Genomic DNA, 12196 nt, shown 5'->3' with positions numbered 1-12196 from the left:
CCGGGCCTAGAAAGGAAGCGTGCGCGGCTCGCGCTGCGTCGCTATCCAGCGCTGCACCGTGTAGGCCTCGATCGCCCCCTTCGGCCCCCATTTACCGCCGCCGCCCGAGGCTCCCAGGCCGCCAAACGGCGCATGCGGTTCATCGTGAACGGTGCTGTCATTGACGTGCACCATCCCGGCATGGATGCGCTCGGCCAGCATCTCGCCGAGCATCGGATTTCCGGTCACGATTGAGGCGCTCAGGCCGTATGGCGTGTCGTTCGCCATCGCCACAGCCTCGCCGATAGTGTCAAACGGCGTGACCGTCACGACCGGCCCAAAAATCTCGTCGATCCACACCGCCATATCGCGCGTAACGGCCGACAACACAGTTGGCTCATAGTAGGGACCCCGGCTATTGCCACCGCAATGAACCTTGGCGCCCGCTGCGACTGCTTCATTGACCATCGCTTCTACGCGCTGCAGAGCGCGTCCGTTGATCAAAGGACCGATGACGCAAGTCTGTTCTGCAGGATTAGTCGGCACGAAGTTGCGCGTCTTGGCGACCAGTTTTTCGAGAAAGAGGTCGTAGACGGAACGAGCCACCAGAACTTTATCGCAGGACATGCAGATCTGTCCCTGGTGGAGAAACTTGCCGAAGAAGGCGATGTCCACCGCACGATCGAGGTCGGCATCCTCCATCACGATCGTCGGATTCTTCCCGCCGAGCTCCAGCACAACAGGTTTGAATATCGGCGCGCAGGCCGTCGCCAGCATCTGTCCGACCTTCGTCGAGCCCGTGAAGCTCACGACTTTGACGCGGGGATCCTTGACGAAGGCATCTCCGACGATGGGAGCCCGATCGCGCGATGTCGTCACCACGTTCAGGACCCCCGCTGGGAAGCCGGCATCAGCGAAGAGTTCCGCTATCATCAAGCCGCCGGTGACGGGACTGTCCTCGGACGGCTTCAGCACTGCGGTGTTGCCAAGCGCTAGAGCATACACAATGCCGCGGATCGACAGGTAGAGAGGAAAATTCCATGGCGTGATGACGCCAATGACCCCGACGGGCGTGCGGTAAGTACGGTTGTATTTACCTGGGACCTGGCTGGGGAGGATCTCACCAATGTCCCGGGTGGCAAGTCCCGCGGCTTCGCGTAGCGCAATCGGTATCTGCGAGCACTCGAACATCGCCTTGCCATAGCCCGATCCCGTCTCACGGATCAGCGCCTGAGCGAATTGATCCTGTCGACCTATGAAGAGCTCAGCCGCGGCATAAAACATTGCTGCACGAGCCGCTGGTGGTAGGGCCGCCCAGCCGGGCTGCGCACGGGCGGCGGCTTCGATCGCCCCGTCGACCTCGCTTGCGCCCGCTTCGGTCACGCGAGCGAACACCTCGCCGGTCGTAGGATCGAGGCTGCTGAAGCTCGCGCCGGCTTCTCCGGGCGTCCATTGACCGTCGATGAACAGGCCAGCGGATATATTCAGAGCTCTTGTAGCATTCCAATCAAGCACGTACGCCCCCCTGTTGTTGACGACATGATGTCGCCGTCGCGGGACGCTTGACTAGGAATGTTGCGGTCAATTTCTTGTACGTTGCTCCCACATGCGCATCTCGGGAGTCTGGCGCTTGCGCCGATAACTTGCTGGCGGCTCGCCGGTGAACTGGCGGAATATACGCGTGAAGTGTCCGGTGCTCGAAAATCCAAGGTCCTGGGATATCTGCTCGACCGACATGCCATACTGCTCGAGTAGGTGGCGGGCCTTGGTGATCCTGAGACTCTGGGCAAATCGCGCCGGCGACAGCCCAAAGCGCCGCAAGAACTGACGCTGCAGCGTCGACTCGCTCATGCAAGCGACCTTCGCGAGTTCGGCATTGGGCAGATGCAGGTGCAGATTCTCTCGGATCAGGCGCGCTGCCATGTTGAGGCCGTTATCCGCCGCCGTATCCGGATTTAGCATCAGCAGGTTTCGACCATGCCGCTGCAGCAACGACAGGATTACCTCATCTATGCCGTTTTCGATCAAAGCATCTCCGAAAAGCGCATCGCGGTTCTGGAATAGGTGCATCAGATGGTCCAGGCGCAGGTAATCTCCCTCGTCCTTCGGGACCACGACGAAGCGTTCCCAGTCCATCAGGACGCCGACATCGTCTCCTTTTGAGGAGACGCTGTCGTTCAGACGCGCGATCACGCTTTGCATTCGGACGGTTTCGATCTCAAAACAGTCGCATTGGACAGGCGTATCGGGCGCCGCAGTTGAGAGGTCCACGTCGATCGTTGTATCTTGCGGCACATACATGACGTCTCCGACGTGGAAGTCGAAGGGATCGCTGTCGCCAACCCGCATGATCTTGAAGCCACTGGTCAGGCGGCAAATGATCGGAGTTGAGAAGCGAAACTGTACCTGCGCAGCGGTGTTTGTGTAGTAAGTCGCCGCTTCGGAATGCGCGCTGTAGTGCGCTGTCCGATTCTCGACGATCTTTTCAACCTCACGAGATCGGGACACCGGTCTCGTGAGGTCGGAACTGTCCGTGACCATGCTCTCCTCCTGCGTGCCCCTGCACTTGCTTGAGAACACCGACGTCGACGGTCTTGAGCGGGACACTTCCAAAAGAGTTCGCCGCTGGCTGGCCGAGATCCAGCCTGCGTGAGCGCACCCAACATCGCGGCCGCCCCAGATGGTGTCCCGACCCTACGCGTCGCAAATCCCCCCTCTCCTTTGCCCAGAGAGGAGGCAAAGTGTCTGCTATGCCCTCCTGTCACAAAAGAGATATTAATTCCATTTTTTGGTCAATCTCTTTCTTTTACTCCAGAAACGGGACAGACTATCGCGGTCGAGCCAAGAAGATAAGGGAGGCCGTCCAGCGGCCTTCATTTATTCGAAGGCGCGCCGCCACGGCTCTTTCTTGAAACTCGATCTCTCAGCTTGGTCGCCTTGATGCGCTCAACAACGAGCTCGCGATTAAATGGTCGCGCCTTGTAATTTCTTGTTGACGGCCTTCGCGCCGATCCTAATGGCGCGGCAGGCAATGTGAGTGGGCGCGCATGGTATGTGCCAGACCATAAACTCATCGAATGCGGAACGCATTCTGCGTGACAGCCTCGATCGTCGCGCGATCCGTCTCCGATCGTGATGTCGGCTTCATCACGTCGATTGATAAACTTGGTCGGCGATCTCGCGCGGCAAATCGCGGGATCCTGACGTGACCCAGACAACAGTTCACCGGCTCGGCAACGAGTTGGCTCGGGATCAGCACGACGCCAACACTCGGCGTCAACGTGTTTGGCTGAGTCAATCCAAGCCCGCAAAAGAATCCTCAATGAACTAGATGAGTTTTTTCAATGCCGCGGCAACGCCAGGTAGTGGATATTGAGACATGGAAAGAGAACGTGTACCTACGCCACGCGGCAACCTGAATGTACCGCTGAGTCAGCTTCGACACGCCCTAGCAGCGGATGACTACGGCAGTTTCAGACAAGCAGCCGAAGTTTTGTCGATCAAGCAGTCGACCCTCAGCCGTTCGGTTCAACTACTCGAACGGCGCTTCGGCGCCACGATATTTGAACGCTCAAGCGGGGGCGTACGAGCGACGCTGACTGGTCGTCACTTCTTGCGAATGGCACGCTCCATACTGGAGCAGCTAGATGCACTTGCCGCCATAACACAGGCTGCTGGCAGAGGCGAGGCCGGCCGGCTTGCTATTGGATTCTGCACATCCCTCACGACAGGCAATTTGAGGGCATCCCTGCTGGATTTCCGTCAGAGATTTCCTCAAATTGAAGTCGTAGTAGTTGAACGGCGGCGCGCAAGTCTGGCGACGGCGCTACGCAATGGCGTGCTCGATGTTCTCATCATCATCGGGAAGCTTCCGGTACTGAATGGCAGTATCAAGTCGCTTTGGAATGAGCGGGTATTTGCGCTCTTGCCCGCGGAACATAACTTGGCGACACGGGAGGTCGTATATTGGACTGATTTGCGCAACGAGACCATCATCTTAAGCCAATACGATCCAGGGCAAGAAATCGAGGATCTATTGGTGTCTAAGCTAGTTTCGCCAAGCGAGCGTCCGAAGATCGAGCGGCACGACGTTAGTCGTGGTGCGCTCAAGAGCCTTGTTACGATGAAGGCAGGGATTAGCATCGTTTTGGAATCAGACATAGGTGCGAACTTTTCGGGCCTCGTATATCGGGAACTGCGCGACGGTAGCGGACCGAGCGTACTGAGCTATTCGGCCTATTGGCAAAATGACAACGAAAACCCCGCACTGAAGACCTTTCTAGAGCTGCTTTGTGAGCGTTATCCCTCGCGCTCCCCGATGCTCTGACGTTTGCGGCGAAGCTTTGCGAAAACCCTGTCCGTCGCCATGAAGCGCGCCAGCATTGGAGCAATCAGCCGGGCCGGATCGCCAATGGGTTGACCACTTTCGTTCGCCAGAATGTCCGAATACGCGAGAAGGTCCCGATGTACGGCGGCCGGCAACTCATGCGTGACCTTGACACGGTTTATCATCGGCGAGTGCACCCAGCTTGAGCTTTGCCAAGTTATTTGCCTCCATACGGTTCGAGTGCGAGATCGCGATTGACGATGACCCGCAGCGGAAATCCAGGGCGAATAGTGAGGGTCGGCTGGATGTTGAGATTGCGGCGAACGATCTGCTGACCGGTCTGATTGGCCGAATCCCCTGCCGCTCTTCGCAATGCCTGAATAATACCGCTGTTATTATTGTTCACGTCGCTACCGGAATTCACCTCGGTCCCGACGGCGAGCAGAGTTGAGAGCGCAGCTGCACCCAACAACTCCTTCCAGTGATTGTCGACCCCGTCTTCTAGGCCGGAATACCCGCCGGCATCGGCTCCTGGTTGTCGCTCAAGTACGATGGACCGGCCATTCGGCATGATCAACCTGGTCCAGACCAGAAGCACGCGTGACTGCCCAAATGCGACTTGGCTATCATAAGAACCAATCAGCCGTGCCCCTTGTGGAATGAGCCGGGTTCGGCCGGTAGGAGTGTCGTATACCGCCTCGGTGACTTGCGCCGTGATCGGGCCAGGGAGATCGGAGCGGATCCCCGTCAGCAGCGCACCTGGAATCACGGTCCCTGCTTGCACCACGAACGGCGATGCTGGTTTGACCAGACGATCGGGACTCGTCGTACGCCGGTCGACCGCCGCGTTCACGAAGGCAAGCTTTCGCTCCTGGCCATTTTGCGCGAAGGCTTCATCGGACAACGCCGTACTATTTGCTGCGGCATCACTCGTCGGTGTCGTCGCAGTCGGCGTTCGGCGATTTGTAGAGGCGAACACTTTGCTTGTGCGCGCCGCTTCGCTCTCCTGATTGACACGCTGTTGTTCAGCGTCAACCGCCAATGCACCGTTCTGGGTCTGCGCCGCGACGATCGGCCGACCCAAATCGCCGGGAAGAGGTGGACCAAGCGGTGGCACATCTTTCGGAACGCCTGAGTAGTCCTTCGGCAGGCCGGCAAGTTGGTCGGCAACATTGTGGTGATCAGTCGAATAGAGCTCTTCGGAAGCAGGAGTGCCCTTCTTGCTAGATTGCAGCGCCAAGAACATTGCTCCAGACATGAGGGCAAGAACCAGGGCGGCGCCTCCGATCAGGACCCTACGCGAGATCCGCGTCACGCCCGGACGCTCAGGCCGCAATTGGAACGCTTTCGTAGCATCGTCGCGTGCCCGTGGCGGCGCAGCATTCCGTTCCGGTGGCCCGCTGCTCGTATCGGTCATGACGACCTCCCATCGGCTCTGACGATGCGCACCTTCTGCTGGCTTTCACCTCCTAGCCTCAATTCGGCGGCGGCGAAAAGCCGATCGACGATCAACAGACTTCCGAAAGCGCGATAGTTGACAAGCTCGGTCTTCCCGTCCTGCCCGATGACGAAGAGGGGCGGCATCTCACCCTGTGCAATGCCCGGCGAGAATTCGATATAGACCTTGCGTCCGTCGTCGTAGGCGTTGATCGGACGCCAGGGCGGGTTGTCGCCCTCGATGGTGTAGCGATAGCGGCGCTGGGTTGTATCGGGGATAATCGGCGTCGGCGGCACGCCCCGGCCACGCGCGCGATCTTCGGGATAGAACCAGGTCACCGAAGGCATGTACGGCTTTTCGCGGGAACGCAATTCAAGCAGATAGGTGCGCCGATCGGTATTGACGACAAGATTGGTCGCAATTTCGGACCGCGTCGGCTTGACCATAATGTGAACGCGGCGGGTATCCCCGCTACCGCTTTCGGTGTCGCCGACGACCCATCGCACAGTGTCGCCGGCAGCTACAGGTCCCGAACCGATCAATTGCTCACCCGGCTCCAGTGCGATGTCGGTGATCTGTCCCGGTGCGGCATAGATCTGGTAGAGGGCGCCCGGGCTATAGGGAAACACTTGCACCGCGTTGAAATACGCCGCCTTGCGGGGCTGAACACGGGCCGCGTCGTTGGCGCTCTCGATCCTTTCGACCGGTTCCTTGGCTTCTTTCTGCTTGCCGCCGCGCGCCGGGGTCCAGGCGGGCGGCACGTGGAGAGGTCGCGGCCGATCGTCGCTCAGCACTGGCGGATCGGGAAGCGGCGGGAGATCGCTGTCGTAGCTGATCTGCGGAGGCTTGAAAGCGGTGCATCCGCCGAGCGCGAGAGCCGAGACCAAAAGGGTTGACGCCAAGCTGCGTCGCAACGTCCCTGACGTCCGAGAAATAGAGGGCGTGGTCATCCCAGCTCCTTCGACCAGTTGATGGCGTTGACGTAGATCCCGAGCGGATTTTTGCGCAGCCGGTCGATGTCACGGGGCGGCACCAAGACAATCGTGAGAATTGCGCTCCACCGCTCCGAGGCAGCAAGCTGGCCATTTTCGTAGCGCCGTTCGATCCAGGCTAAGCGGAAGCTTTCCGGAGACGCCCTGATTACGCTGGAGACTTCGATCGCCACTTGCGTCTTCCCAACCTTGGCGAAGGGATCGTTGTTGCGCGCGTAATCATTGAGGGCTGCAGCACCGCGGTCCGTCGTGAAGTCGTAGGCGCGGAGCCAGTCCTGGCGCAGCACGATCGCGTCCATCGGAAGGCCACGGACGTGTTCGATGAACCGGGCTAGATGAAAGGCAATCTGGGGATCATTTGGTTGGTAGGGGGAATCAGCGGGCGCGACAGCTTTCACCTCGCCGAGGTGATCGACCTCGACCACCCAAGGAGTGATGGTGCCCCGTGCTGACTCCCACGCAAGCGCCGCGGCGAAACCGGCGGATAGGAAAAGAGAGCCGAATGCCATCATGCGCCAGTTTTTGGCCTGGACTCGTGCCGAGCCGATGCGGTCATCCCAGACCTGAGCTGCTCGTTGATAGGGCGTGACCGGTGCGGGCGTGCGGCCATAGTGGACGGCCGATCGTTTGAACATGATTTGACCTCAAGAGTGAATGGGAGCGGTAGATGGAGTGATCGTAGGCATTAGTTCTCGTCCTGCGAGAGATCGACAGACGCCCCTCCCCCGCCGTGATCACCTGCCCGTACCGCCTGCGTAGCGCTCGAGGCTCCATGACTGATCGTCTGTGTCCGTTTCATGCGGCGAACCCAGGCGGGAGCTCCCTCGGAGGACGTAGAATCGCCGCTAGCCGTGCTGCCGCTTGATCCAGTGGAGTGGGCCGCAGCAGAGCGGAGGGGCCCGGCTGGAGCCGGCGCGGTTGCTTCGGCTGCACTGGACTGACCTCCTGCACGGAAGGCGCTCAAGGTGGCGCCGGAAATCGCGCGCCCTCCCCCAACGGCACCTCCGGTCAGCGCGGCGCCACCGGCTGCGAGCGCTGCTCCGGCGGCAACAACGCCACCTGCCGCTAGGCCGGTGCCGACAGCGCTACCTGCGCCGAGCTGTGGTCCACCAGAAACGATCCCATTGGCGATACCTGGTCCGAAGATGCCGAGACCAAGCAACGAGAGCGCCCCCAACACCAGCGCCATCGCGCTCTCAATGGTCGGCTGGTTACCGCCAAAACCCGACGTGAATTGTGCAAACAGCGTCGAGCCAATGCCGACGATCACGGCCAGCACCAGGACCTTGATGCCGGAAGAAATCACGTTGCCCAGTACCCGCTCCGCGGCAAAGGCCGTTTTCCCAAACAGACCAAAGGGAATCAGCACGAAGCCTGCCAGCGTCGTCAGCTTGAACTCGATCAGAGTGACAAAGAGCTGGATCGCCAAGATGAAGAAGGCGAGCAGGACGACGATCCAGGCGAACAACAGAACGACGATCTGGACAAAGTTCTCGAAGAAGCTGACGTAACCCATCAGGCTGGAGATGGCCTCAAGGATAGGCCGTCCGGCGTCGAGGCCCACCTGTGCAATCCGGCCGGGACGCAAGAAATCCGCTGATGACAGGCTGGTGCCGGAGGCTTTCAGGCCCAGGCCTGCAAAGCTTTCGAACACGATGCGCGCGAGGCTATTCCAGTTGCCGATCAGATAGGCAAAGAGGCCGACGAAGAGGGTCTTCTTGACGAGGCGAGCGATGATATCGTCATCGCCACCCCAAGACCAGAACAGCCCAGCAAGCACGATGTCGATCGCCGCGAGCGTGGTCGCGAGGTAGCCGACCTCGCTGCCGAGCAGCCCAAATCCGGAGTCGATGTAGCGGGTGAAGGTTTCCAAAAACTGGTCGATGACACCGGTGCTGTTCATCGCTCGTTGCCTCCGGGCGTCGGCACGGAGGGGTTGCCAGACGGTAAACGGCTTTCATCCTTCGGTGACGACGGAATCGGGCTGTTGGCCGAAGTTCCATCAATCACTTGCCCGGCACTACCCTCCCTCTGGCTCAGGAATTGGCGCCGTTTCTCCGCCCAGACCTTCCGACATTCGAGCAGCTCGACTTTCTGTTCGTAGGTGACGGTACGGCACTGCGCGAGCTTGGATGCGAGAGGAACGGCTTCCTGGGTAGCCGATGCGGAAGCTCCGGTCTGGTCCGGCCCGCCGCGCAACTGGATTGCGCAGGCACTGACGGCCACGGCGAGGAGCAGCGCCACTACCCCGATCTGAATCCGATTGAACCTATCAGTCATCATCAGTGAAACATCTGCACGGTTGCGGCTTGATAACCTTGGCCCGGCATCAGGAATCGGCGGAGTTGTTCCCTGCCCTGGTCTTGTGCGACGGCTCGTTGCGCGAACTCCAAGCTCTGAGCCCGTCCCTGTGCGGCGACGACGGCGGTGAGATCGGCGAGCTGCTGGGCTTGCAATCCGAGAAGTTGGTTACCTGCCTGATTTGCCTGGAGTGCGCCGGTCGCACTTTGGCTTGCGGTCACGAGCGCCGACATCTGGGTTCGGCTGGTGTCGAGATTTCCGACAACGGTGGCCTGCACCCGCATCGCGTCTTGCAGGCCCACAAGCGCGTTCTGCCAGCGCGCTTGTGCACTGGCCACCAGTGCCTGGCCCGGCGAACTTGACGACACCGGCGCATAGGTCGTGGAGAACGCCCGATCGATCTGCTGGATGTCGTAGGCAATGCGCTGAGCCTGCCCGAGCAACTGTTGGGTGCGCAGGATCGACTGCTCGAGCTGTTGCAATGACGAAAACGGCAGGGTCGCCAGGTTCTTGCCCTCGTTGATCAGCATTTGCGCTTGATTTTGCAGGGACGTGATCTGGTTGTTGATTTGCTGGAGGGCGCGTGCAGCCGTCAGCACGTTCTGCACATAATTGCTGGGATCGAATACGATCAGCGCCGACGCTGGCTTGGGGGTGCCGGCAAGAATGGCCGCGAGGGCACCCGCTGTTAAGACACGACGGAGGAGACTCATGAGGCGGTCTCCAGGCTGGTAAGATGTGGAATGAGATCGCAGGCCCAGCCGATATCTCTGGCCCGCAGCCAGCCCGGCACAAAGTTCGCGTCGCCCTTTTCGACCAGGACTTTCTCGATCAGCGCCTGATCGGCTTTCGAGGAGGCGGCCGTAAACGCCAAGGCGATCTCGCCAAGGCCAAGTTCAAACAGGCGGTTGCCGCGACGCGACTGGCAGTAGTAGTCCCGCTTCGGCGTCGCACGGGCGAGAATCTCGATTTGGCGGTCGTTCAACCCAAAGCGGCGATAAATTGTCGTGATCTGCGGCTCGATGGCACGATCGTTGGGAAGCAGGATCCGGGTCGGACAGCTCTCGATGATGGCGGGCGCAATCGCCGAGCTGTCGATGTCGGCCAGCGATTGGGTTGCGAAAATTACGGAAGCATTCTTCTTGCGCAGGGTCTTCAACCACTCGCGAAGTTTCCCGGCAAAGTCGGCGTCATCGAGCGCGAGCCATCCCTCGTCAATGACGAGTAACGTTGGACGACCATCGAATCGGTCTTCGATTCGGTGAAACAGGTATGACAGGGTGGCTGGCGCGACCGCCGAGCCGATCAGTCCATCGGTTTCGAAGACCTGAACCGGGGAATCGCCCAATCGTTCGCTTTCGGCGTCGAGTAACCGATCGTAGGGGCCGCCCAGGCAGTAAGGTTGGAGTGCCCTCTTCAATGCATTCGATTGCAAGAGGACGGAAAGCCCGGTGAAGGTTCGTTCTGGAGGGGGCGCGGAGGCGAGCGACGTCAGGGCCGACCAGACATGGTCCTTGACCTCGGGCGTGACCTCGATCCGTTCGCGGGCCAGGATCGAAGCGACCCATTCGGCTGCCCAGCCGCGTTCTGCAGGATCGTCTATCCCCGCGAACGGCTGGAGCGAAACAGACTCGGACACGTCTCCCGCTACGGCGCCGCCGAGATCATGCCAGTCGCCCCCCATGGCAATTGCGGCCGCCCGGATCGATCCACCGAAATCGAATGCGAAAATCTGGGACTCCGGATAGCGGCGGAACTGCAAGGCCATCAGCGCCAAGAGCACCGACTTGCCGGCGCCGGTCGGACCAATGACCAAGGTGTGTCCGACATCACCGACGTGAAGCGAGAACCGAAACGGGGTCGCCCCCTCGGTCTTGGCAAAGAACAGAGGCGGCGCCCTGAAGTGATGGTCCCTCGCCTCGCCCGCCCATACGGCCGAGAGCGGAATCATATGCGCCAGGTTCAGGGTCGAGATCGGGGGTTGGCGGACGTTCGCATAAACATGTCCCGGCAGGCTCCCGAGCCAAGCCTCGACAGCATTCACCGTCTCGATCATGCAGGTGAAATCACGTCCCTGAATTACCTTCTCGACGAGGCGCAGCTTTTCGTCGGCAGCGCGCGCATCCCTGTCCCAGACAGTAACGGTCGCAGTGACGAAGACCTCACCGATCTGGTCCGTCCCGAGTTCCTGAAGGGCGGCGTCGGCATCGATGGCTTTGTTGTGCGCATCTGTGTCGAGAAGTGCGGAAGCCTCGTTGGTCATCACCTCCTTCAGGATCGCGCCGATCGACTTCCGCTTGGCGAACCATTGACGACGAATCTTGGTAAGAAGTTTGGTCGCATCCGTTTTGTCGAGCATGATCGCCCGGGTCGACCAGCGGTACGGAAATGCAAGCCGGTTGAGATCGTCGAGGATCCCCGGCGTGGTCGCCGTCGGGAATCCTACAACCGTCAAAATACGCACGTGGGCTTCGCCCAGTGTCGGCTCGAGGCCGCCGGTCAGGGGCTGGTCGGCGAGCAGCGCATCAAGATACATGGGGATCTCTGGCACTCGGACCCGATGCCGCTTGGCCGAGACGGTGGAGTGCAGATAGGTCAGCGTTGCCTCATCATCGAGCCAGGAGCATTCCGGCATGAATCCCTCGATGAGCTGCAGTATGCGGTTGGTACGATCGACAAACCCGCTCAGGATCTCGCGCGCATCAGCACCGGCAGTGCGGCCGCTATTCTCGTAGAGGAGCCGCTCTGTCATGGCAGTTACCTCCTCAGGCGGGAGGTAGAGGAACGTCAGGTAGTAGCTTGAGTCATAGTGCGCGCCGGCTTCCTCGAACTGCGCTCTTCGCTCCGCGTCGACCAGGGAGGATGCAACGTCGGGAAATGTGCTCTGCGGATAGGCGCCCGCGGAGTGCCGCTGTGCTTCCACAAAGACGGCCCACCCCGATCCAAGGCGGCGCAACGCATTGTTCAGACGGCCGGCGACGGCGACGAGTTCGGCCGGCACGGCGCTGTCGAGATCTGGTCCCCGAAATTTTGCTGTCCGCTGGAACGAACCGTCCTTGTTGAGGACGATACCCTCATCGACGAGAGCCGCCCAAGGAAGAAAATCCGCCAAGCGAGTGTTCGAGCGTCGGTATTCGGCAAGATTCATCATAAGAGGAC

10 protein-coding genes and 1 pseudogene are annotated in these 12196 nt (G+C 60.2%); 1 reads left to right on the top strand and 10 read right to left on the bottom strand.

Going from position 1 to position 12196, the window contains the following annotated elements; translation table 11 throughout:
- Positions 1-6 precede the first annotated feature (6 nt).
- Both NLM27_RS03055 and NLM27_RS03050 read right to left on the bottom strand, forming a co-directional pair.
- Positions 7-1494, bottom strand: a complete 1488-nt coding sequence (locus NLM27_RS03055) for an aldehyde dehydrogenase family protein (RefSeq protein ID WP_254141929.1) — start codon at positions 1492-1494, stop codon at positions 7-9.
- Between the two features lie 66 nt (positions 1495-1560).
- Positions 1561-2520 (bottom strand): helix-turn-helix domain-containing protein, encoded by a 960-nt coding sequence (locus tag NLM27_RS03050; protein WP_254141928.1) that lies wholly within the window; start codon positions 2518-2520, stop codon positions 1561-1563.
- 838 nt (positions 2521-3358) lie between these two features.
- On the opposite strand from NLM27_RS03050, the gene NLM27_RS03045 reads away from it, so the two are divergent.
- Complete coding sequence (locus NLM27_RS03045) at positions 3359-4306, top strand: LysR family transcriptional regulator (RefSeq protein WP_254141927.1); 948 nt, start codon at positions 3359-3361, stop codon at positions 4304-4306.
- Here the strand turns inward: NLM27_RS03045 and NLM27_RS03040 are convergent.
- The 8 genes and pseudogenes from NLM27_RS03040 to trbE all read right to left on the bottom strand — a co-directional run bounded on the left by NLM27_RS03040 (position 4279) and on the right by trbE (position 12188).
- Positions 4279-4522: pseudogene (locus tag NLM27_RS03040) on the bottom strand (DUF2274 domain-containing protein). The gene NLM27_RS03045 and the pseudogene NLM27_RS03040 overlap by 28 nt on opposite strands.
- Before the next feature lies 1 nt (position 4523).
- Positions 4524-5723, bottom strand: coding sequence for a TrbI/VirB10 family protein (locus tag NLM27_RS03035; RefSeq protein WP_254141926.1), 1200 nt, complete (start codon positions 5721-5723; stop codon positions 4524-4526).
- Positions 5720-6694, bottom strand: coding sequence for a P-type conjugative transfer protein TrbG (gene trbG, locus NLM27_RS03030; RefSeq protein WP_254141925.1), 975 nt, complete (start codon positions 6692-6694; stop codon positions 5720-5722). Before trbG ends, NLM27_RS03035 begins: the two co-directional genes overlap by 4 nt.
- Positions 6691-7371 (bottom strand): conjugal transfer protein TrbF, encoded by a 681-nt coding sequence (gene trbF / locus NLM27_RS03025; protein WP_254141924.1) that lies wholly within the window; start codon positions 7369-7371, stop codon positions 6691-6693. The genes trbG and trbF overlap by 4 nt, the downstream gene beginning before the upstream one ends.
- A gap of 50 nt (positions 7372-7421) precedes the next feature.
- Positions 7422-8639: a P-type conjugative transfer protein TrbL gene (gene trbL / locus NLM27_RS03020; RefSeq protein ID WP_254141923.1), complete on the bottom strand. Its 1218-nt coding sequence runs from the start codon at positions 8637-8639 to the stop codon at positions 7422-7424.
- Positions 8636-9019 (bottom strand): putative entry exclusion protein TrbK-alt, encoded by a 384-nt coding sequence (trbK-alt, locus tag NLM27_RS03015; protein ID WP_254141922.1) that lies wholly within the window; start codon positions 9017-9019, stop codon positions 8636-8638. Before trbK-alt ends, trbL begins: the two co-directional genes overlap by 4 nt.
- Positions 9019-9750: a P-type conjugative transfer protein TrbJ gene (trbJ, locus tag NLM27_RS03010; RefSeq protein ID WP_254141921.1), complete on the bottom strand. Its 732-nt coding sequence runs from the start codon at positions 9748-9750 to the stop codon at positions 9019-9021. The genes trbK-alt and trbJ overlap by 1 nt, the downstream gene beginning before the upstream one ends.
- A complete protein-coding gene (gene trbE, locus NLM27_RS03005; RefSeq protein WP_254141920.1) occupies positions 9747-12188 on the bottom strand; it encodes a conjugal transfer protein TrbE in 2442 nt (813 codons plus the stop codon). Before trbE ends, trbJ begins: the two co-directional genes overlap by 4 nt.
- Positions 12189-12196: the final 8 nt, after the last annotated feature.

It is taken from the genome of Bradyrhizobium sp. CCGB12 (assembly GCF_024199845.1).
Taxonomy (GTDB): domain Bacteria; phylum Pseudomonadota; class Alphaproteobacteria; order Rhizobiales; family Xanthobacteraceae; genus Bradyrhizobium.
This window is presented reverse-complemented; position numbering and strand designations above follow the sequence as displayed.